This is a genomic window from Paenibacillus hunanensis (assembly GCF_034055775.1).
Taxonomy (GTDB): Bacteria; Bacillota; Bacilli; order Paenibacillales; family Paenibacillaceae; genus Saccharibacillus; species Saccharibacillus hunanensis.
Genome location: NZ_CP139194.1, coordinates 1,619,623 through 1,643,063 on the forward strand (window position 1 = coordinate 1,619,623; position 23,441 = coordinate 1,643,063).

Consider the following 23,441-nt stretch of genomic DNA (forward strand, 5'->3'; position numbering starts at 1 on the left):
CAGGCTGCTCATATGGGATCGCATAGATCGCAAATAGATTTAGAAACAGAAAGGAACGGAAACAATGAACAATAATTATCCGCCAAATCCGAATGGTCAGGAGCAGCCACCTCAGCCACCATTTGGTCAACCACAACCACCACAGGGGCGTCCGCCACTCGTTGGGCTTGGAGGCTGGTTGGTCGTGTTTCAGATTTACATGTATTGGAGCCTACTCGTCGCTCTCCTTGCGATTCCAACCTACATATTCATGATGTTCCTGGTTGCCAATCCAGACGTCTTTCCAGCGGAAGTGAGAGGGGATATTGATCGGATTCTAGCGCTATACAATGGGAATCTACAGGCTCTCTCCGTATATGAAATGATCGTAGCGGTTATTCAGATTGTGCTACTTGTAATCATGCTCGTACAGTTGTACACGCGCAAGCGTTCTTTCCCACGTACAGCACGTGCGTATTTACTGATTAATCTGGCGTTGACTGTCATTGCCTTTTTCATCGTCCCACCAACTTCAGGTATGGTTACAGGCATGATTATCTCGGCAATTATGACGCTACTATGGAACCTGTATTTTTCTCGTTCCGTACGAATCAAAAATACATTCGTTCGCTAAACGCATAGATTTTACGCACGGTAAGGCTACAGGAAGTAGATAGACAGCTTCCCCTATAGCTATTACAATAAGTAGAAAAATCTATGCTGTATGTGGGGGAATAGACGATGCAAGAAACCGAAAAGTACGAGATTCAGATTGCTCGTCAGCAGGATCTGGACGAGATTGTCAGCATTTATAATTCATCAATTCCCGGTAGACTCGCTACCGCGGATACTGAGCCCGTAACCGTAGCAAGTCGCCAGACCTGGTTTGACGAGCATGATCCAGCCCGTCGACCATTATGGGTACTCTGGCAAGGTGATCGCATCGCTGGCTGGGCAAGCCTGCAAACCTTTTACGGTCGTCCGGCATACAATGGTACCGTCGAGCTGAGCGTCTACGTGCATCCCGACTTTCAGGGTAAAGGAATCGGCAGCAAGCTCGTAAGCTATGCTATTGAGCAAGCACCTGCACTTCATATTCACACCCTGCTCGGCTTTGTATTTGCTCATAATGATCCAAGCCGCACGCTGTTAAGTAAGTTTGGCTTTGAGGAGTGGGGACATCTGCCACGGGTCGCTGTACTTGATGGTGTTGAACGCCATCTTGCTATTCTCGGTAAACGCATTGGTGAATGATCCAATCTGAACGATGATCGTTCGCTTGCTCGTTATTTTTTGGATGATGATATACATAAAAACCTGTCCTTACACGACCTTACCTCCTATATAGGTGGCTCGGTTAAGTAAAGACAGGTTTTTTAGTGTGGTGGTTGGCGGGTGAGGATAGCAGAATGAATTGGCAAATGTACAGGATATCGATAAAGTCTCATTTCTTTGTTACTCGATAAGTGAATGGACTTCGATATGCTTTATGCAAATGCTAAGGTACATCGTTTATTTATACAAGACGTGACAGGCGACAATTTGAATCTGGGTAGTGGTATATAAGGGACTACGTATATTGCTTTAAGGCTAAGAATTAGATGTACAGATTAAGTAAAGTGTAACAGCTACAATGAGGATTGCGGTCTAGCTATAGGCACAGGTGGTTAGCTACGTATGCCCTCGATACGAGCGAGCATTTCGTCGCCTTCATGCTGACGATCGCGCCGCATATCCTTGAATAGTAGCACCATGTCTTCTAGCTGTAGACAGCCTGCCAGTAAAATAATAGGCGTGAATACGATCCATTTGACGATCTTGATTACAGTGGTTTTCATTGATACCGTCTCCTTATTACTGCTTCGTATAGTTTAAGCATCATGACATATTCACCCGCCGATTATGTCATTTTATCAATATACGTAGCCAGATAAACATGCGTTTCAAGTAAAATACGAGAAGTTAATAAAGAAGGTAGCAAGGTTGCTGAAATGGTAGACAGGCGTTACTATAATATAACGATAGTCGGACAGTGCTTGCAGAATGATCCCGTACGCTGATTGCGTTTGCGGTGTTAGATTCTGCTCGCAGCTGGTATGGAAAGGAAGTTATGAGCGATGATTATTTTAAAAACACCCGCAGAGATTGAGCAGATGAAGACAGCAAGCCAGATTGTGGCAGATTGTCATCGTCATCTAGCACAGATGATCGCTCCAGGCATTACGACCATGGAAATTAATGAATTTGTGAAAAAGCATATTACTCGCCTGGGCGGCAAGCAATTTACGAATGGCTACAATGGCTTTCAATATGAAACCTGTGCCTCGGTCAACGATGTGATTGCACACGGTTTTCCTAGCCGTCAGCCGCTGCAAGAGGGCGATGTGCTCAAGATTGATATTGTAGCTGAATATGGTGGCTGGCTGGGCGACTCGGCATGGTGCTATGCGGTGGGTCAGGTATCGCCAGCAGCAGAGCAACTGATGCGTGTCACGCGCGAATGTCTGTACAAGGGTATTGAGCAGGCGGTAGTCGGCAATCGTCTGGGCGATGTGACCTCAGTCATTCAGAAGCATGCAGAGAGTCATGGCTACGGTGTTGTACGCGATCTGCTTGGTCACGGAATTGGGCGCGATCTGCATGAGCAGCCAAGCTTTGCACACATCGGTCTACCAGGTAAAGGGCAACGCCTGAAGGAAGGTATGGTATTTACCATTGAGCCGATGATTAATGAAGGCACGTATCGAATGACGATTGATGAGGATGGCTGGACAGCACGCACAGCAGATGGCAGACTGTCTGCACAGTATGAGCATACGATTGCGATTACCGCAGATGGCCCACTCATTTTAACAGAGCAGTAATACCCACCAGGAGCAGCCGACCGATAGTACAGCCGGCTGCTTTTGTGCTTACTTAGCCCCGTTTGCAATAGTAGAAGTCGGTTAACAGCATGGCACCGTGACACTGGATTATGCCTTCATAAAAGAGACAGCTTAGACCGATAATAGAAGTACATAATAGCGTATTCAAACAAAGAATTTTGAGGTAATAGTCAATAAATCGGGATGCTTTTATCCGGATATTTCCATATTCGTATGACTATTCATACAATCATTTACACGTATATGGTAACGATTGCACAACCATATCACAGCCTTTTTTCCAGAATTTACTCGAAAATACACAAAAATATATTACAAAACCTACAAAATTTCGACAAAATATCCGATATTTCTAGTACAACACATGAAATGTTATGCAAGTGCTGATACACTATATAGCGGAACAAATGGATAATGAATAATGGACGATGATAAATGAGAACTTATAAAAGAGGTTAAATCGCAAGGCTGCTCTTCCAATCTACTGCCTAGATACAAATAAGCGACGATCGGACAGCCTAAGCTAAAATGGTGGTGAAGAGAATGCTGGATAAAATGAATCATTCCCTGACGCGAACGCTTGATGCGGCGACTGATTATTTTTACGATATAGATGATCTTGGATTACAGTACACACGTGAGCACAGCATATTCAAGCTGTGGACACCCGATGCCGTGCGTGTTGATCTGATGCTATATGACAATCCAGGTACGTATGATCAAGATGGACGAGTGAAAGACCATACGAACGGTACAGCAATTCCGATGTATTTGGAGGAAGGTGGCGTATGGCAGGTGCGCCAGGAGGGCGATCTGGCTGGACAATACTATATGTATCGTGCCCAGTTCAAGGACGGCAGTGTGGAGTATGCGGTTGATCCGTATGCACATGCTGTGTCGGCGAATGGTCAACGAACAGCGATTGTTGATCTCCGTACAACCGATCCAGAGGGCTGGGAAAATGATATTCGTCCGCCAATGTCGAGTCTAACGGATGCAATCATCTATGAACTGCATGTACGCGACTTCTCTATCGATCCTGAGACATCCATTCAGCACAAAGGTAAATTTCTTGCTTTTACCGAAACCGGCTTAAAGGATGAGTATGGTAACAGTATCGGTATTGACCATCTGCGTGAGCTGGGTGTGACCCATGTGCATTTGCTGCCAATTGCTGACTTTCAGACCGTAAATGAGTTGAAAGTCGATGATCCAGACAGTGAGCAAGTCAAGTTTAACTGGGGCTATGATCCACAGCATTATAATGTGCCAGAGGGCTCATATGCTACCGATCCGGCTGATCCAGGCTCACGTATTCGTGAATTCAAAAAGCTAGTGCAGGCGCTGCATGGTGAAGGAATGCGCGTCATCATGGACGTCGTGTACAATCATACATTTTCGGTAGATGATGGCCCATTTGATCGCCTGATTCCGGGTTACTTTTACCGGACAGATGAGCGTGGGCAGCTGACCAATGGCTCTGGTGTAGGCAACGAGATTGCTACCGAGCGCCCAATGGTACGCAAATACATCAAGGACTCTCTGCGCTACTGGGCGACAGAATATCATCTGGATGGCTTCCGTTTTGACCTGATGGGTCTGATCGATACCGAAACCGTGACCCAATTAACACAGGAGCTGCGTCGTGAGGTCGATCCGTACATTCTGATCTACGGTGAGCCGTGGACAGGTGGTTGGTCACCGTTGCCACAGCAGACGCTGAAAGGCTCGCAGCGTGGCAAAGGCTTTTCCGTTTTTAACGATAACTTCCGCAGTGCGATCAAGGGTGGAAGTGATGATGATACAAAGGGCTTTGCTACTGGAGAATTTGGCAAGGAAGGCGAGCTGGTTAAAGGGATTTACGGCTCAATTGGTGATTTTGCCGATAATCCAACCGAGAGCGTGAACTATGTTACCGCACACGATAACTTAAATCTGTGGGATAAAATCGTTCGTATTAGCGGAGCAGAGCAGCAATTATCCTTCTTGCATATGGAGAACGGTAAGCTGGTGAATGGCGGCGATCTGGAAGCTGCTGTTGCGAAGGCTGATCCGTACGGCACGATTGATGCCAGTAAGCTGATGGAGCATGAATGGGTACGTCGCTCCCTGCTTGCGAATGGGATCGTGCTGACCAGTCAGGGTATTCCATTTATCCATGCAGGCGATGAGCTGTTGCGGAGCAAAATGGGCGATCATAACAGCTATCGCAGCCCGGACGAGATCAATATGATCCGTTGGATTAACAAGCAGCGCTTCCGGGATGTATTTGATTACTATAGCGGTCTGATTCACCTGCGTCTGGCGCATCCAGCATTCCGTATGAGTGAGCGCAAGGATGTAGAAAAGCAGCTGAAAATGCTGCGCAGTGATCATCAGGTGGTCGCATTCCAGCTGGGTGAATACGCGAATGGAGATAAATGGCGCCATATTATTGTCATTTACAATGCGGCAACCACCGAGCAAAGTGTGACCTTGCCACAATTCAGCCGCCAGTGGCAGATCGTTGTTAACGAACGCACTGCAGGTACGAAGCCACTCGCTTCTGTGCTTGGTGGCAAGGTAAAAGTTGCTCCACTGTCGATGATGGTATTGTTCGATGAAGAGGATCAATACAAGCCTGTTCCTGCAAGTCTGGAATGGGAATATACGCCAAGTATTGTAGAGCCAGGAGAGAAGCTGCATCTGCGTGTGACACCTCGCGATCAGCGTGGACGCGTTTATACAGCTGAGCGTGTTCGTTTCCAATCGTCCAATGAAGAAGCGGTACAGGTTCGTGCAGATGGACGCATTACTGCACTGCGTGAAGGCAATAGCACGATCTGTGTATCCTGTGGCAATGTAGAAAGCTGCCTGTTGCTCCATGTGGAGACACTCGTGCCGCATATGGTGAATCTGCAAGGCGAGCATCAGGTGTACACAGGCAAGCGCATGAGATTAAAAGCGGATGTGCTTGACCAGTATGGACGTCCAATTGCACGTCCGAAGCTGAGCTGGAGCTCCAGTGATAAAGGCGTAGCGCGCGTTAATCGTGATGGCGTTGTGCGTGGGATTCATCCAGGAAAAACGAAAATCACCGTAACCTGCGGCAAAGCGACGGCACAGTGGTTTATCGAGGTAATGCCGTATGTACCACGCTGTATTGAGGTCGAATACGAGCGTCCGAATCAAGATTATCGCGGCTGGAACCTGTGGGTATGGGGATCCGTACTGGGTCACCGTCAGGTCGACTTCGATCGCATCGAGAATGGTCGCGCGGTCGCTCGTATCCAGATTGCGCCGGATGAGACGAATATCGGTTTTATTATTCGTTTGAAAGACTGGCAGGCGAAGGATATTGATACCGATCGGTACATTTTTGTTGATACAAAGCAGGATTCGATGAAAGTGCTGATTAAAAGCGGAGATCCAGAAATTGATATCGAACCAACCGGTTGAGTATACTCAGCCGGTTTTTGGTATCTTTATCCATACATTTCCATAAAAGATTGCGAAAAATACATTCACGGTGGAAATCCCCGTCTGTTCCTGATAAAATCATAAACAAATTAGCGTTTGGCTTCACCGGAATATGATTTGATGAAGGAGGAACTCGTTAATGGCGATGTTTGAATCACAGGATGCGTTCATGGCGAGGATACAATGAGCGATCATCGTAACCGGCTTGGAGTCATTGACATCGGCTCAAATTCGATCCGACTCATTATTTATGAGGCAGGTAGTGATCGAGCATGCCGTATGGTGCACAAGGCAAAGGAAACCGTGCGCCTCGGTGTGAATAGGGATGAGCAGGGGAATCTGAGCGAAGAGGATATCCAGACCGTTATTCCCATTTTGCAAAAATTCAAAAGTATCTGTGCGGCTAACCGAGCGGATGATATTCGCGCTGTCGCGACAGCGGCAGTCCGCCAATCTGCCAATACCGAGCAGATTACCGCAACCTGGAAGCAGGAAACAGGTATATATGTACAAATTCTGTCCGGTGAGGAAGAAGCGTATTATGGCTTCCTTGGTGTAACCCGCTCGATGCCTGCCCATGTGCAGGAGGGCTTTATCGTTGATATCGGCGGAGGAAGTACAGAAATCTCTTATTTTAAAGGCGATCAGCTGCTACACAGCACGTCATTGCCGTGCGGAGCAGTGAACATGACCATACAAAACGGCGGCCGAGACCGCTGGTCAGATACATCGTGCAATCAGCTCGAACGCAAGCTGCTCACGATGCTGGAGCAATACCCGTGGACTGGCGAGCACAAAGGCTTACCACTGATCGGATTAGGCGGAGGAATTCGCGCACTGGCTCGAATGGAACGCGAACGCCGCCACCAATCCAAGCCCGCAGGCGATCCATACACCATCGAACCGGATACGATCCGTTTCTACGCGGATGCGCTCGCTAACCTGAGCGTCGAAGAACGAATCAACCAATTCGACCTCGCCGCCGACCGAGCCGACATTATCGTAGCCGGAACGATGATCCTGCGTACCGTCTTTGATCACATGGATTGCAATCTTTTACTAGCAAGCTGGCGTGGCTTAAGCGATGGACTCGCTCATCATACGATGAACATGACTCCACAAGCCGACGAACGCCCGGTCAACGGACGCTAAGACTGTTGTAGTTCTCGTTCGAGCAGGAAATGTTAGGCGAAGAATTAGCATGGAGCTACCGATCTCATCTACACTTATCCATGCAATGCCTATCAGGCTGTCCGCTTGCCTGATCTACTGCTGGGGTTGTTCATTTAGTAGTGCGGATCCGAACCATCCCATCATTGCACAATGAATGCATGATTGTTGTCATTAAGTAAGCTTAAAAGCTTTTCAAGGTCTATTCAGACTTTGGAAAGCTTTTTTTGTGCTATTTTGCTATTGATCATCTTTCCATTAAGAAAGATAGAGGTACGCTCATTAACAAGTAGTTACAAACAGCGAGATAGCGGGTTCAAGAACAGATTAGGTTGTTTTTTAATACGTAGATACTTATCTATTTAGGTATCTAAGGATTTCAGAATTTAGTTGTAAGGATTTCAAGTTCAATTATTTGATTTTGTAAATATTTGTGTAATTTCTTTCAGGCCAGATTCTGAAGTTATGTGCATGGATGTGGACTCAGCACAGAACGAAGGGAAGGAAATAAGGGGTAAGGACGACTTTGGAGGTGCGGGAATCTTCAATCACTCCTAATCTAAAAGATTCCCGCGGCTCCACCCGAGTCCGTCCCCTTATTCCTTCCCGGAGTGGTGCCTCTCCACTCCACCTCAAAACTTCGAATCTACAAATCCCTCACCATAAGCACTTTGCAAGCGCTATCCCACTCCTACCCCATACATCTTCTGCTGACAAGCCGTTTAAACACCAAATAAATAAGGGTAATAAGGCAAAGGCAATATGCCTTTAATGACATGGTATTACGTACTACAGCTTATAAAAATGCTGTATACATAGCACGTCATGCACTATATATTCGGAACGGAGGACATGGTCGTATGTATTCTATTTTTGGACTAAGCCATGAATGGACGTTGCTTGTATGGGCGCTGGTGGCAATAGCGATATTGATTGTAATGATTGCCCGGTATAAATGGAATCCATTTGTCGTCCTGTTAATGGCGTCGTTATTCCTGGGATTGATCATCGGAATGAAGCCGCTGGATGTGGTCGATTCCGTACAAAGTGGATTAGGTGGAACGCTTGGCTCGATTGCGATCGTTATTGGACTGGGTACGATGCTCGGTAAAATGATGGCGGAATCCGGTGGAGCAGAGCAGATTGCGACGACGCTGATTGATCGTTTTGGAGAGAAGCGTGTGCCGTGGGCAATGCTGGTAGTCGGCTTAATCGTCGGAATGCCGGTCTTTTTTGAGGTGGGCATTATTTTGCTCATTCCGATTCTATTTACCGTTATTCGGAAAACGAATATTTCACTGCTCAAGGTCGGGATCCCGATGCTGGCAGGTCTTTCTACTGTACACGGTCTATTGCCGCCACACCCGGCACCGATGATCGCGATTAATGCGTTTCAGGCGAATATTGGGACGACGATTATGTATGCACTCATTGTCGGGATTCCGACTGCGATTATTGCCGGGCCATTGTTCGGTACATATATCGGCAATCGGATTGTTGTACAGCCAGCTGCTGGACTGTCCGAGCAGTTTTCCTCCAGTCGGCAGGATCAGCCGGAGCGTAAGCTGCCAAGCTTTGGGCTTACACTGTTGACGATTCTAATGCCGGTTATTCTGATGCTGACCGGCTCGATTACAGAGATTGTTGCACCGGATAGTGGTAGTGGCATTGCGGTCTTTTTCCGCTTTATCGGTAATGAAGTGGTGGCGATGTTTATTGCAACGGTATTTGCCTTTTTCTCATTGGGGTTTGCCCAGGGCTTTACTAAAGAGCAGATTTCCAAGTTTGCAAGTGAGTGCCTGGCACCGACGGCTTCGATCATTTTGATCATTGGTGGCGGTGGTGCATTCAAGCAGGTGCTGATCGATAGCGGTGTAGGCGATGCGATTGCGCATGTGGCGACAGCAGCCCATGTGAATGTGGTTGTGTTTGCCTTCCTCGTGGCGGCATTGATCCGTGTAGCTACAGGCTCAGCAACGGTCGCAATGACTACGGCTGCTGGTATTGTCGCGCCTGTGCTTGCACTCACCCCGGGAGCGAATATCGAGCTGGTCGTACTGGCAACGGGTGCGGGCTCGCTCATTCTATCTCATGTGAATGATGCCGGCTTCTGGATGGTCAAGGAATTCTTCAATATGTCCGTCCCACAGACGCTCAAATCATGGACGGTGATGGAGACGATTCTATCGCTGGTAGCATTTGTATTGATTTTGCTTTTAAATAGTATTGTATAAGCTAGAGGACGAGCCATAGTATAGGAGAGGCGGGAGCAGACAATGAGCACAGGCAAATATATGATTGGTGTCGATATCGGCACAACGAGCACGAAAGCTGTTTTATTTGAAGAAAGCGGGAAAATTGTTGCACAGGGCAGTGTGGAGTATCCGCTGCACACACCGGTTCCTTCTGTAGCAGAGCAGGACCCGGAGCAGCTATTTCGAGCGGTAATCAATTCGGTGCGTCAGGTGATGGATAAGAGCGAACGTAACACGGACGATATTTTATTCGTATCGTTCAGCTCGGCGATGCATAGTATGCTCGTCGTGGACGATCAGGGAAAGCCGCTTACACAGGCGATCACCTGGGCAGATAATCGTAGTGCCGCCTACTGGCGTAAGCTTAAAGAAAGTGGCAAAGGTCAGGAAATCTACATGCGTACCGGTACACCGATTCATCCGATGTCACCGCTGACGAAGATCATGTGGATTACAGCAGAGAAGCAGGAGATCGCGAAGGCGGCTCACAAATACATTTCGATCAAGGAATATATCTTTTTGCGATTGTTCGGTGAATATGTTGCTGATCACTCGATGGCATCGGCGACTGGATTGATGAATCTGGAAAAGCTGGATTGGGACGAGGAAGCATTGGAAGTAGCAGGCATTACGCGTGATCATCTGTCCAAGCTCGTGCCGACAACGCAGGTGATGAATGGTCTGCACGGCACCTATGCCTCGGAAATGGGATTATCGCCGTCCGTTCCATTTGTACTCGGTGCAAGTGATGGTGTGCTGTCTAATCTGGGTGTCGGCGCGATTGATCCGGGCGTTGTTGCCGTAACGATTGGTACAAGCGGTGCGATTCGTACGGTAACGGATAAGCCGGTTACCGATCCGAAAGGGCGCTTTTTCTGCTATGCATTAACCGAGGATCGCTGGGTCATCGGTGGACCGGTCAATAATGGTGGGATCATTTTCCGCTGGATTCGTGATGAATTTGCGGCGTCCGAGGTGGAGACAGCGAAGCGGCTTGGACTGAGTGCGTACGAAGTATTGACCCGAATTGCGGAAAAGGTTGACCCTGGTGCAGACGGGCTACTGTTCCATCCGTATCTGTCTGGCGAACGTGCGCCGCTCTGGAATCCGGATGCACGCGGCTCATTCTTCGGACTGGCACTGCATCATAAGAAGGAGCATATGATTCGTGCAGCACTGGAGGGCGTACTGTTTAATCTGTATACGGTTATGCTGGCCATCGAGGAGCAGATCGGAGTACCGAAAAAAATTCACGCTACAGGCGGCTTTGCTCGCTCAGAGCTGTGGCGTCAGATGATGGCGGATATTTTTGATCAGCCCGTCATTGTACCAGAAAGTATTGAAAGCTCCTGTCTGGGTGCAGCAGTGCTCGGTCTGTACGCAACAGGTCGAATCAAATCACTCGATGCGGTATCCAGTATGATCGGTACGACATATGAGCATCGACCATATAAAGAGCATGCTTCGATCTACCGCGAGCTGCTGCCGATCTATATTCGTATCTCACGTAAATTTGCTGAGGATTATGAGGATATTAGTGAATTCCAGCAACGTATGCTGGAGAAGCGTGGAGAGAAGGAGCCGGAAAAGAGTGATCTGTAAGAGAAATAAACGGGGGCGCTTTTATACAGCTATTCTCTAGAAAAAGGGTGTTGTTACGGTAGTTATTTCGAGGTCGCTACCGTGTAAACAGCAGGCATTAGCTCTAATGAAACAACGGTTACTTGGCTTATGAGCTGGCAACTGAGTAAGCATAGAAATAGAATAAGTAATAATAAAGACGGGCGATCGACAGACGATAAAGGACTGTAGATTGCCCGTCTTTAGATTAGTAGGAAGATAATTCAGATGAGAGTGTACAAGCTCTTTTATAGAATCATAGATATGAAATGCAGAGCCGAGAGTGAGATCATGAAGCGCGATATATGAAGTCTAATTTGTGTATCCTCCATGCCATATCACTTTCCAAGCTCGCTGGATTTATGATGACGGTAAAGCTACAATGAATAAAGGAATACCAGCTTAGCTATACAGATTTCGACGAGGCGGTACATAGTTATTTTCTACAATTGAATATCCCTTACAGCATGTGTAGACGAGAGGAGCTAGAGCAGATGATCGAATTAGTACCGATGAATACAGAGCAATTTATGACATTTCGGGAGCAATCGATGCATGATTTTGCAGCAGAAAAGGTTGCTGCGGGTGAATGGCAGGAAAGTGATGCGTTAGAGCAAGCGATCCAATCCTTTGCCAAATATTTGCCGAATGGTCTGGAGACGGAGGGCGCCTTTATTTATAATGTGCGCGATAGCCAGAGTCAGGAGGATGTGGGCTATTTGTGGGTACAGGTGAATGAGACACCACGGGGTAAAATTGCCTTTATTTACGATATTCTTATTCATGAGCAGTATCAAAATAAAGGCTATGGTACAGGGACGATGCTCGCGCTAGAACAGGCGATGAAGGAGCAAGAGGTGCAGCGTATTGATCTGCATGTGTTCGGGCATAACGATCGTGCGCTGCATGTGTATCAAAAGGTAGGCTATCATATCACCGATTACCATATGTCCAAAGTATTATAGTATATAGTACACATCAAACAACCGGAGGCTTATACGCTCTCCGGTTGTTTGATCATACGCTCGTAAGCATGACCGCCGATCTCGATAAAGCCGTCTGGCACATAGCCAAGTCGCTCATACAAGGCTCTGGCTCTGCTATTCTCTACATCCACGATCAGTAATACTTTAGGATGTCCCAGCTGCACTGCTTGCTGCTCAAATTCACGAATAAGCCGTGTACCGAGTCCCTGTCCTTGAAAGGAAGGATGTACTGCAACTGAATCGAGATAGTATTCATCTGCTCTTGCTTCGGGGATGATGCCGTCATCTGGCAAGCCAAGCTGTTGCAAACGCTGCTTGATCGGCGCATCCAGCTGTTCAATATCTTTTCCGTGATAAGCAAGCACAAAGCCTGCAATTGTGCCATCACGTTCCAGCACACTTACCTGATCATGACTTAAACGATTCCCCTTTTGACGGAAAAAGGATTCCAGTACGTCCAGCATCTCTGCTTCATCTGTAGCGCCAGTAAGTACATAACCAATCTCACCAATCGCGGAGCTAATCAGCGGAATGACAGCTGATGCATCCTGAGGTGTAGCTTTACGCATTGCATTCCCTCCTCTGCTTTGTTGTGGCATGGATCACCATCATTTTTCTATGTAAGCTGAGCATTATCGAACCAGCTCAAATGCCACTTTTTATTATATCACAGCCCATGTCATAGTCTTCAAAGACAATCGTCATGACGACAGCTAACAGCGTTTATTTATATCATAATAAGCGGAATTTGTGACGCTTCGTCTCTATATGTTTAAATGAATATATAGGCATACGCACTTATAAACCGGAAGGATGGAGATCAGTCATGGAAAATACGCTCATTCGCACGCAGTATGGAGAGGTTCAAGGGATCCGTCAAGATGGTGCTGTTATTTGGAGAGGCATTCCGTATGCTGAACCCCCTGTTGGAGATTTACGCTTTCAGCCGCCACAACCACCCAAGCCGTGGCAGGAGCCGCGTGATGCGACGCAATTTGGCCCGGTATGTGAACAGCCGGATAGCGAGCTGGAGCAAGCTTTTCCTGCTCATGTTCGTCCTGTGAAGTCAGAGGATTGTCTGTATCTGAACATCTGGGCTTCGGATACCTCCACACCGGATCGTCCGGTCATGGTCTGGATTCATGGCGGCGCGTTCGTCACGGGCGCAGGTAGTCTGCCATTTTATGATGGGACATCCTTTGCGGTAAATGGAGATATGGTCGTGGTGACGATTAACTATCGTCTAGGACCGCTTGGCTTCCTTGATCTATCTTCGTATGGTATGCCCGACTCAGCGAATCTTGGATTACAGGATCAGATCGCTGCACTTAACTGGGTACGTTCTAATATTGCTGCCTTCGGCGGTGATCCAGAACGAATTACAGTGTTCGGCGAATCAGCTGGAGCGATGAGTGTGGCTTCACTACTGGCCATGCCAGCTGCAAAAGGCTTGTTCCGCGCTGCGATTATGCAGAGTGGCGCTTCCCAGGTGCTGGCGCCAAGCACAGCGCGCGGCGTAACCGAGGCGATGATTCGCACGCTCGGCGGTCAATCAGGTGATGCCTCCGTATTGATGCAAGCATCCGCACAGCAATTGCTGCAAGCCGCTTCGCGTTTACATGAATCGAGTGAAGCGGGTCTGCTCACGATGCCATTCCAGCCTGTACTGCATGCACAGACTTTACCTGTAGAGCCTGTACGAGCGATTCAGGATGGCGCAGCCAAAGGTGTTGCGCTAATGATCGGAACGAATCAGGATGAAGGACGCATGTTCATCAATCGCTCAGAACATATGATGGATAAAGGAGTAGCGGGACAACGACTCGAAGCGATGACTGGTCAGGACGTCGCCCTGCTGCTAGAGCGTTACCCGGAAACGATAGAAGGTCAGGCGCAGATTTTGACCGATCTATTCTTCTGGCGTGCAGCGATCCAATACGCTGAAGCCCAGCTTACGCATGCACCTGTATGGATGTATCGCTTTGACTGGAACCAGCCTGGACATGAATTTTTCGGCACAGCCACTCATGCAACCGAAATACCGTTCGTATTTAATAATGTCGCTATGCTAGAACGCTCCGGCGTGAAGCTAGATGAACAGACCGTTAATCTGGCTAATCAAATGCAGCGAGCATGGATTACCTTTGCCCATACGGCAACACCAACCACATTGGAAATTCCATGGACGGATTACAATAAGCACGACCGCACGACCATGATCTTCAACCGTGAAATCGAACTTGCCCACGACCCGGACGGTGAAAAGCGTCTTGCATTGATCGGCGAGTAAGCACAGATAGCGATGAGTACGTGTAGATAACGATCAGTTACATGTATGATTAGCCTATTCACTTAAAAGCTTGATAAGAAAAAATAACTTGGAATGATAATGCCTTGCGCTAGTAGAGTTGTTATACAACACCGATGCTCACAGAAGTTGCTTACGTTACTTCGCAAGTATAAAAGAGTAGTGCCTACGGGTGCTGCTCTTTTGCTATATATCCGAATATACGCTAGATGAATAATACCGTAGGAATTAAAAATGATATCGTAGGAATTGAAGTAAATACGCCATAGAAATCTTCAGCTATGCAATGAATCGAGCAAAGCTTTTTATGCAATGAGTATAATACTTATCTACGAATAACGCAGTATTCATCCCATTATGCTAAACTGGAATTTGGACTTCGACGAAGGTAGGTTCTCATCTATATTGCATATAGATGATGTACTTGAATTATACATAAACTTGTATCGATGCGAGATGTAGAGAACAGAGAGAAGGAAATCCGTGAGTTCGTTCACTGGTTGCTTAGCGGAGTGGTCAATATTGCCAATCAATGGGTTCGTTTGAGCCTAATCTAGTGCAAAAGGTAACCAACCTATGCGTAAACATGTACACATTCTTTGTATGATTGAGCAGTAAGTTCTATAACATTCCACCTCTTTCTATCCGATAAAGAGTATTATTTAGCAAGCGTCAAAACATGCCGAATTGTTACATAGTTAGCGCTTTATCTGTATATTTTGCATGATTGAAGCTGCATCCGATCCAGCATAACGAATGAATAACGGAGGGATGATTTTGCTCATACATATTGATGAAGTCAAACAGGGAGACCGTCTGTCTGCCGATGCATTTAACCGTTCCGGTGTACCTTTGCTCAAGCAGGGCACAATTTTATCACTGGACGATATTACATTATTGATGCGCCATCGCCTTGACTATGTAGATATCGATCATAGCGCTACCGCAGTTAGTGTAGCATCTACAGCTACTGTGACAGACTTGTCAGCGATGCCGAACGTTTTGCGACAAAGTATCGAAATGTCATTACAGACGTATCAGTCTCTATTTTTAGAATCGCTAACCAAAGGACGGTTCAGCGCCGATCTGACGGATCGCTTGCTTGATCCGCTGTTGCTTGATGTGGATCGCAAAAAGGATGTCGTTTCCCTACTGCTAATGCTAGAAGAAGAGGACGATCATATTTATAGCCATTCTCTCAAAGTAGGCTTGCTTAGCTATTATATTGCAGGCTGGCTGGGGCACAGTGAGGAAGAATGCTATCGGATTAGTCGTGCCGGTTATTTACATGATATCGGCAAAAGTAGACTTCCTTCGATCTTACGTAACGGCAAGGCGAATATGAATCCGTCCGAGCTCAAGGAATATCGTAAGCATACACAATACGGCTACGATCTGATCATGGATTCGCTCAAGGATAAGGTGACCGCACTGGTCGCATTGCAGCATCATGAGCGCGGAGATGGCAGCGGCTATCCGCAGCGATTGTACAAAAATGGTATTCATGCGTACACTCGCATCGTATCCGTGGCCGATGAATTTATTAATATGGCTGTTGTGAATGAGGATGGTAGCAAGCAGGGTTTGATTCGTATTTTGCAAAATATTTATGAGCTGGGCTTCTCCAAGCTGCATGAGCAACCTGTACAGGCACTGATCTATCATATGTCGCCGAATCTAGTCGGCAAGCGAGTGGAACTCGATAATGGTGAGAACGGTACAATTGTGCTGGCGAATCAAACCGATCTATTCCGTCCACTTGTGCAAATTGGTGAGCAGTTTATTGATCTAGCGAAGCAAAGACAGGTTAATATTCGTAAAGTGTTCATTTAAACACATCGATTAAACAACGGAATGGGCAAGTATAAAGTAATCACCCCGCATATATCTAAAATAGTCATTGTCCTGGGGCAATGGCTATTTTTTTATAGGTGCTCATATTACAATGGTACCAACAACACAGTCATAGCATAGGAGGTATTATGGATACCATTCAACGATACGAGGATGGCCTACTTGCAATCCGACAGATGACAGAAGCAGATACACACCGAATATGGGAGCTAGCTTTTCAAGAGGAAAGTCCGCAATGGAAAAAATGGGATGCTCCTTATTATGCTCATCAAGCGCTAACTTATGAACAGTTTCTCGAACAGAAAAAGGCACAAATGATCGATAATCCAGCACGCTGGGCGATTGAAGTGGATGGAGAGCTGATCGGAATGGTTAGCTATTACTGGGAGCATGAGGAATCGTTGTGGCTGGAGATGGGCATTGTGATTTTTCAGCCAGACTATTGGAGTGGCGGTTATGGGACGCGTGCACTTCGGTTGTGGATCAATCATTTATTACAGACGATGCCGCTTGTGCGAGTTGGTTATACGACATGGTCAGGCAATGAGCGTATGATTCAGGTTGGCTATAAGCTAGGTATGACGATGGAAGCACGTTTGCGTAAATGTAGATTGTATGAAGGCGTCTATTATGATTCGATTCGGATGGGGATGCTGCGTGAGGAATGGGAGCAGCAAACCGAGCAGAAATAGTTATAGTGTGGTAGTCACAGATGAGGACTAAGGATTAGCCTGCGATGCATAAGTGCCGCAAGCTTTGCAATTCACAGAGAAGAATGGATAAAACGGATTATTATATTAAGATAGATAACGAATATACGAATGCCATAAATAAAACGCTACAAGATAACGGTATACGTACAAGACATACACATAATAAATCATGCACAATAATAGTACATGATTGTATTGACTGCAAAATGAAAAGACCGCGTGCCCGATATCCGTCTGGATGATGGGGCACGCGGTCTTTTTACATATAGTATAGCTTATACTATACCGACATTAGCACATACAGCTATACAACTTGCATCATACCGATATCAGTACATACAATATAGCGCGTATTATTTGCTTTCCCCTGTGCCATCACTTGGCTCAAACATTCCACCGCTATTTTGAGCCTGATTCGTCAGCTCCGGGTGCTTTTGCAGGTAGTCGAGGGCATTGTAGATCATAACAGCTGCTTCCGCACGAGTGATCGACTCTTTTGGATTGAATTTACCGCTACTATCCAGCGCGTTTACCTTGAGCGCGAGTGAACGCTGGATTGCACCTTGATAGTCTGCGGTAATTTTGGATTCATCGGCAATGGCAACTGGATCAATTTTGAACATGGGCAGATTGCCTGCTTTTTGCATCGCTTCCATCAGGTAATTGGTGAACTGCTCCCGCGTAAGCTTGGCAGCTGGATCGACTTCACGTGGAACATCGATGCCATTTAGCGTTGCAATAATGAACGCATCCGAATACCATACGCCATCCTTCACCTTGGTATAGGAATCGCTCGCTTGCGGTGCTTTGATAAATTGGAATTCTGCCAGACTCAGCTGGAAGCTCTTCACGAGCATCTGTACGCCCTGTGCCGTGTTCAACGTTTGCTCTGGTTTGAATTGCGTAGCGGTTACGCCGCTAATGAAGCCACGTTCCTGCAACGATTCAATCTTTTCTTTTCCATCCACCTTTGCGATATCGCTGAATTGACTGGCTGCCAATGCATTCACCCCGATCGATAGTGTTAATACGGATGCCGCAGCTAGTGAAGCCCATTTGTATTTCATTGTTATTCCCCTCTCTTTTTTCGAATTATATTCCTTATTCTTCCTGCTTACTCTATTAACGCTTAGCTCGTTCAGATTGTTGCACACGTTCGATACTTTTAATTATAAATCATAAAAATACGAATCAGTCTATAGTCACATGTAAAGAATGCTAACTAAGTGGTACTTTGGCATAGAGCTGTTACCGAACTATGTCGAAGGTTATGGGAAAAGTATCCGTGCTAAGACCCAGTAGGTTGGGTCTATTGATTCATTTATAGGAATTAATCCAAAATATGTATTTAAACTATTTTCAATAGGAAGATTTGGGGGTATAACTATAGTAACTTAAATGACATACGGTACTACCGGATAGGACTTCCTAGGAAGTGCTCCTACACATTCAATAATAAAATGAAGAATATAAAAACTGCGCATGAGCGAACAGGAGGGTGAACGATATGATTATCAACTTGAGCGTGCATCAGATGACACCATACAATCACCAGCAATTCAGACCGCAGACAACATCTGTCGAAACGAAATCGGCAAACACACATGGTGGTCAAAGCTTTGAAGAATTGCTGAGTGCACAAATGGCTGGTAGCACAGGCATTACGACTTCTCGCAAACGCTAAAACAATGCACACATGAATACGATATACGTCTGATTACATATGGACAGCTACCTTTGCGGTAAGCTGTCCTTTTTATTATGATAGAAGAGAATACAAATTCAGGGAGGTTACATAATGGCGTTGATTCAATGCGACTTTTATTCAGAAGTGCTCGGTTTATCTACATCGATGAATGTTATTTTACCGCAGGAAACACAAACCCAGATCGGTATGGAGGGAAAAGCCAGCAGTGGTAAGCATCCAACCTTGTATTTGTTGCACGGGCTATCTGACGATCATTCGATCTGGTTGCGCCGTACATCGATTGAGCGTTATGCAGCAGCCTATGGTATTGCTATCGTGATGCCGAATGCGCATCGGAGCTTTTATACCGATATGAAGGAAGGCGGACAATATTTTACGTTTATGACGGAAGAATTGCCGCGTCTGGCAGAATCCTTTTTCCCATTGTCCACGCTTCGTGAAGATCGTTTTGTTGCAGGCTTGTCCATGGGGGGCTATGGGGCGTTCAAGCTAGGCATGAGCCTGCCACATCGTTATGCAGCCGCAGCGAGCCTGTCTGGTGCAACGGATCTCAAGCATATGTATAATGTACGTGCTCAAGGTGATCCCGTCTGGAAAGCAGAGGTATATCGTATGTTCGGTACGCTGGAAGAGATGCAGGGAGGACCCAACGATCTGTTCCATCTAGCAACCGAGCTGGCGAAGCTCAAGTCTGCGGACATTCCGAAGCTCTATCAGTGCTGTGGTACAGAGGATTTCCTATACGAGGGTAATATTGAGTTCCGTGATCACGTACGTAAGCTGGGACTGGAGCTGACGTATGAGGAAGAGCCAGGCACGCATGAATGGGGCTACTGGGATATGAAGATTCAGAATGTGCTGGAATGGTTGCCAATTCGTCAACAGCAGCGTGTGTAAATAAAAGTGGAGCTAGCTTGTCTATCTGGCATTCTTATCCTTAATGGTTGAAATATGTAGTAGGCGGTTGCAAATGGATTCTGATCGTACACAATGAGTAGATAAGGTGAAGAGGTAGATATGATGTGTACGCTTCATGCCTACGATCCAATTGAAACCGCGGGCAAGCGATTCCAGTGAACCTGAATGCTAATAGTATTATTTTGTGAAACTATTTTATTAAGCGCTTCCAAAAAAACGACAAGCTCTAAGCATAAGCGAAATGGTTTGGCTACGGATGCGCGCATGATATTCATAACAAAATATGCATAATAAAAGCCAGAGCCCGCATGTAACCATACGAGTTCTGGCTTTATTATAGTGAAGTAAGCCTCAATCAATACCCATCACAATAACAATACCTATTACGCTTGCCCCAATCCCGTCTCTGGCTCCTGTACAAGCACGCGCTGCGTTGGATACGCCAGCTTCACATTCTCTTCCTCCAGAATCTGCATCACATACAGATTCAACTGCTGACGATATTCGAGATTGTCTCCCCAGCCTGGCGAGCGTGTAAAGCACTGTACCATGATCCCAAGACTGCTTTCGTAAAACTCATTAAATTTCACCATTACCGTTCCTGGCGCTACAGCTTCGTCCTGCTCCAGATGCTCGGTTAGACGAGTTACCACACGTTTGATTCGATCACCAGGCGTGTGCAGGGAGACTTTAATATTAAAAAAGATTTTCCTTTTCCCCATCTGACTACCGTTTGTAATCGCTGAGGCAGCCAGCTTGGAGTTAGGCACAATGACGAGCGCATCGGTAAAGGTACGAATTTTCGAGCTGCGAAAGGTAATATCCTCTACGATCCCTTCGATATCCGGCGTCGAGATCCAATCTCCTTTTGAAAAGGGCTTTTCCAAAATAATAATAATGCCTGCAATCACATTACTTAGCGATTCCTGCGCAGCAAGAGCGATGGCGAGACTGCCCAGCCCCATTCCAGCGACGACACCGTTAATGCTGAATCCCCATTCGGCGCCAACAATTGTCACCACAAGTAAAATAATAATAAATCGAACGACCTTGGACAGAAAAGGAATAATCATACTGGACGCATCCAGTCCAAAGCGCTTGCCTGCGCCTTCCAGCAGGATAGAGGAGGCAGCAGACACATTGTACAAGCCCCAGCCGAGCAGCGCGATACTGATGCTACGATAAATTTTGTTCACATCAATCACAAAGCTCCATTGCTCATGCATAAAATAGCGTAGTGCCAGATACGTGCCAATCAAAATAAAAAAGTATTGGAGCGGCTTCTCAAATGCCTGTGCCCAGCGAATCAGAGCAGGGTGCTCCTTAAAGCGACCGATCACAAAGGCGAATAAATATCGTGTGAACAGCTTACGAAAGGCGAGAAACAGCAGCAAAATTCCGATCGATACAAGTAGATCAATCCAGCGTATGTTGTAATACCATTGAATGAGCCAGTCAAAATTCATACATCCCATCCTTTATCTATAGGTGATATGAGGTTATTCATACGGCGCTCCTATTAAAACGTTCTTCTTATGTATTACCCATTTCCATTCAAGCCGACCTGTGTCTTCGTAATATCCCAATCGACTGATGTAAAATAGAGCCGATGATCGAGCTGCATACAAAAAGACCTGCTCCATTACGGAACAGGTCTTCATATTGTACAGCGGATTGCTCATCATTCCACTGAAGTAAAATCAGGAGCAACTAGCTGTGATCGTATCTGTGTACGAAATGTAATTCTGTTAGCTACGTGTACGACGCATCGAATGCATAACGAGACTAACTACGAATACAAGGATAACCGCACCGATAATTGCCTGGATTAAGTGGAAGCCACCCAGCTCTGGGCCCCAAGATCCCAACAGCATGTCACCCAACCAACCGCCGATGAAGCCGGCGATAATATTACCGATAACGCCACCTGGAATATCGCGACCGACGATCATACCTGCGATCCAACCAATAATACCACCAACGATTAATGCCCATAACCATCCTAACATATCATTCGCCTCCTCAATGAAGTCAATAACTTTGTTGCGATCGTTGAATGGATTCACCGCATATCCCGATGGCCATCGTTGTCGGATTGGATATGCTGCTCAACTCACTCAACAATCTGTCTCGATTATTAATTAACCAACCATAACCAATTTAAACATTATGTTAAAAATTTAATAAATAAATCGCTTCGAATCTGGCATTTTTAGCAGGATAGCTCTGGGATTGTAGCGTTCCATATTGCTACGTTAGCATCATCGCTAACAAGCGATTTTCCCTTTCATATCAATGCTTGCTCGGTAACCTGCTATGCTCTAAGCAGATTATTTAATATTGGCGCCTTCTTTTAAACGCTTGGCAATCGCATCGAATTCCTCCTGTGAAATACCAGGTGCAAATTCTTCCTCAACTTCCGGATATTCGGGTACAGGTACGCCCTCTGGGAAGCCATGAATAACCTCAAGCGGCTTACCATCCTCCGGGTGCGTTCCTTTCCAGATCTGGTCAATCGCTTTGAAATCTTCCGTGCTGTGTGTGTACAGCTTTGTATGGACACCTTTTTCCTCGTATTTGCGTGCTTCATTAAACGCCTTGTTGCTGAGAGAAGGAACAGGCACGAGCTTCGTTATGTTGACACCGGTCGCGATTTCAAGTGCTTTTGCATAAGCAACGACATGCACGCCACCACGCACAAGCAAAAATCCAACAACCTCACGTGCAGCCGGATGATCTGTCATTTCATATACTTTCATCTTGTGCGTACGTGCGCCGCATTCAAGAAAGAAGTTATGCAGCAGATCCTCGACCAGGTTTCCGCTATTAAATACATGATCACCTGTCCATGGACGACCCATCGAATCGCGTGGCATCGCTCCCTGTGCGCCAGCAAGATAAGGGTAACTGAGACGCATGTTTTTAACCGATTCCAGCGGTGTATCGTCCGGTTCCTTATACGTGGTAGAGCCGGCTTGAATCTTATTAATGCCGTGCGCGACGAGCTCTACGTGTCCGAGCTCCTCTGCGGTAATGCTGGTGACAAGATCGTAAAACGGTTTGAGCTTGGACTTGTTGCGGAAGTTAAAGGACTGGTATAGATAGTTGTTCAGGGTCGACATTTCACCAAATTTACCACCCAGTAGCTCCTGCACCGCAGCGGCTGCATTCGGATCGGGACGATCTACATCCGGTATTTGGATCATGATCTGGTCAAGCCGTGTAAACATAAGCAATACCTCCATGTCGTTCAGATAGGTCATACCAGCAAAGGTGACAGGTGACATCGGCAGGTGAGTTGGACCGCAAGCGGCAAGATTTTGTATGGGAACCGCATCGGTCTATTCATACACGAACCTACACAACCAATACCCTTAAATTACATTAATAAACATTAATTAAAATCATTTACCAATTTATGAAGAAGGAGTGATCGACCATGATGTAGATGCAGTCAGGCTTTAGTAACAGGGCAGCATCGGTAAAATTAGAAGGGGTATAGAAATAGCGAAAGGCAGCGGATCGATTCACCTGAAGACAGCAATAAGCCAGCATTTTCATCGAAATTGTACCGATAACCATGTAT

The 23,441-nt window shown here is 46.4% G+C and carries 19 protein-coding genes; 13 read left to right on the forward strand and 6 right to left on the reverse strand.

Annotation, left to right across the window (positions count from 1 at the left end; translation table 11 throughout):
* Positions 1-64: 64 nt before the first annotated feature.
* Both SK066_RS06535 and SK066_RS06540 read left to right on the forward strand, forming a co-directional pair.
* Complete coding sequence (locus SK066_RS06535) at positions 65-613, forward strand: DUF2569 family protein (RefSeq protein WP_320544074.1); 549 nt, start codon at positions 65-67, stop codon at positions 611-613.
* 107 nt (positions 614-720) lie between these two features.
* Positions 721-1,233, forward strand: a complete 513-nt coding sequence (locus SK066_RS06540; RefSeq protein WP_188776172.1) for a GNAT family N-acetyltransferase — start codon at positions 721-723, stop codon at positions 1,231-1,233.
* A 413-nt stretch (positions 1,234-1,646) separates the two neighbouring features.
* Here SK066_RS06540 and SK066_RS06545 read toward each other — a convergent pair whose 3' ends face one another.
* Complete coding sequence (locus SK066_RS06545; RefSeq protein ID WP_188776173.1) at positions 1,647-1,817, reverse strand: hypothetical protein; 171 nt, start codon at positions 1,815-1,817, stop codon at positions 1,647-1,649.
* Between the two features lie 279 nt (positions 1,818-2,096).
* Between SK066_RS06545 and map the strand changes: the two genes are divergently transcribed.
* The 6 genes from map (at position 2,097) to SK066_RS06575 (ending at position 12,333) form a co-directional block, all read left to right on the forward strand.
* Positions 2,097-2,843 (forward strand): type I methionyl aminopeptidase, encoded by a 747-nt coding sequence (map, locus tag SK066_RS06550; protein WP_188776174.1) that lies wholly within the window; start codon positions 2,097-2,099, stop codon positions 2,841-2,843.
* A 564-nt stretch (positions 2,844-3,407) separates the two neighbouring features.
* Positions 3,408-6,302 carry a type I pullulanase gene (gene pulA, locus SK066_RS06555; RefSeq protein ID WP_320544075.1) on the forward strand — a complete coding sequence of 965 codons (2,895 nt, stop codon included), beginning with the start codon at positions 3,408-3,410 and terminating at the stop codon, positions 6,300-6,302.
* A gap of 204 nt (positions 6,303-6,506) precedes the next feature.
* Positions 6,507-7,475 carry a Ppx/GppA phosphatase family protein gene (locus SK066_RS06560; RefSeq protein WP_320544076.1) on the forward strand — a complete coding sequence of 323 codons (969 nt, stop codon included), beginning with the start codon at positions 6,507-6,509 and terminating at the stop codon, positions 7,473-7,475.
* Between the two features lie 878 nt (positions 7,476-8,353).
* Positions 8,354-9,727 carry a GntP family permease gene (locus tag SK066_RS06565; RefSeq protein WP_320544077.1) on the forward strand — a complete coding sequence of 458 codons (1,374 nt, stop codon included), beginning with the start codon at positions 8,354-8,356 and terminating at the stop codon, positions 9,725-9,727.
* Between the two features lie 42 nt (positions 9,728-9,769).
* The gene (gene gntK, locus SK066_RS06570; protein WP_320544078.1) at positions 9,770-11,350 is read left to right on the forward strand and encodes a gluconokinase; all 1,581 of its coding nucleotides are present in this window, start codon (positions 9,770-9,772) and stop codon (positions 11,348-11,350) included.
* A gap of 512 nt (positions 11,351-11,862) precedes the next feature.
* Positions 11,863-12,333: a GNAT family N-acetyltransferase gene (locus tag SK066_RS06575; protein WP_320544079.1), complete on the forward strand. Its 471-nt coding sequence runs from the start codon at positions 11,863-11,865 to the stop codon at positions 12,331-12,333.
* Between the two features lie 29 nt (positions 12,334-12,362).
* On the opposite strand, the gene SK066_RS06580 is transcribed toward SK066_RS06575, so the two are convergent.
* Entirely contained in the window at positions 12,363-12,923 is a 561-nt protein-coding gene (locus SK066_RS06580; protein WP_320544080.1) for a GNAT family N-acetyltransferase, read from the reverse strand.
* Between the two features lie 257 nt (positions 12,924-13,180).
* Between SK066_RS06580 and SK066_RS06585 the strand changes: the two genes are divergently transcribed.
* The 3 genes from SK066_RS06585 to SK066_RS06595 all read left to right on the forward strand — a co-directional run bounded on the left by SK066_RS06585 (position 13,181) and on the right by SK066_RS06595 (position 17,208).
* The gene (locus SK066_RS06585; RefSeq protein ID WP_320544081.1) at positions 13,181-14,644 is read left to right on the forward strand and encodes a carboxylesterase/lipase family protein; all 1,464 of its coding nucleotides are present in this window, start codon (positions 13,181-13,183) and stop codon (positions 14,642-14,644) included.
* A gap of 789 nt (positions 14,645-15,433) precedes the next feature.
* Positions 15,434-16,495: an HD-GYP domain-containing protein gene (locus SK066_RS06590; protein WP_320544082.1), complete on the forward strand. Its 1,062-nt coding sequence runs from the start codon at positions 15,434-15,436 to the stop codon at positions 16,493-16,495.
* 149 nt (positions 16,496-16,644) lie between these two features.
* Positions 16,645-17,208, forward strand: coding sequence for a GNAT family N-acetyltransferase (locus tag SK066_RS06595; RefSeq protein WP_320544083.1), 564 nt, complete (start codon positions 16,645-16,647; stop codon positions 17,206-17,208).
* Between the two features lie 374 nt (positions 17,209-17,582).
* Here SK066_RS06595 and SK066_RS06600 read toward each other — a convergent pair whose 3' ends face one another.
* Entirely contained in the window at positions 17,583-18,296 is a 714-nt protein-coding gene (locus tag SK066_RS06600) for an S-layer homology domain-containing protein (protein ID WP_320544084.1), read from the reverse strand.
* Between the two features lie 440 nt (positions 18,297-18,736).
* Here SK066_RS06600 and SK066_RS06605 point away from each other — a divergent pair, with 440 nt between their 5' ends.
* Positions 18,737-18,913, forward strand: a complete 177-nt coding sequence (locus SK066_RS06605; protein ID WP_188776183.1) for a hypothetical protein — start codon at positions 18,737-18,739, stop codon at positions 18,911-18,913.
* A 114-nt stretch (positions 18,914-19,027) separates the two neighbouring features.
* Positions 19,028-19,834, forward strand: a complete 807-nt coding sequence (locus SK066_RS06610; RefSeq protein WP_250344619.1) for an alpha/beta hydrolase — start codon at positions 19,028-19,030, stop codon at positions 19,832-19,834.
* Between the two features lie 404 nt (positions 19,835-20,238).
* On the opposite strand, the gene SK066_RS06615 is transcribed toward SK066_RS06610, so the two are convergent.
* The 3 genes from SK066_RS06615 to SK066_RS06625 form a co-directional block, all read right to left on the reverse strand.
* Positions 20,239-21,321 carry a mechanosensitive ion channel family protein gene (locus tag SK066_RS06615; RefSeq protein ID WP_250344618.1) on the reverse strand — a complete coding sequence of 361 codons (1,083 nt, stop codon included), beginning with the start codon at positions 21,319-21,321 and terminating at the stop codon, positions 20,239-20,241.
* A 282-nt stretch (positions 21,322-21,603) separates the two neighbouring features.
* Positions 21,604-21,864, reverse strand: coding sequence for a GlsB/YeaQ/YmgE family stress response membrane protein (locus tag SK066_RS06620; RefSeq protein ID WP_320544085.1), 261 nt, complete (start codon positions 21,862-21,864; stop codon positions 21,604-21,606).
* 321 nt (positions 21,865-22,185) lie between these two features.
* Positions 22,186-23,085 (reverse strand): manganese catalase family protein, encoded by a 900-nt coding sequence (locus SK066_RS06625; RefSeq protein WP_320544086.1) that lies wholly within the window; start codon positions 23,083-23,085, stop codon positions 22,186-22,188.
* Between the last annotated feature and the right edge of the window lie 356 nt (positions 23,086-23,441).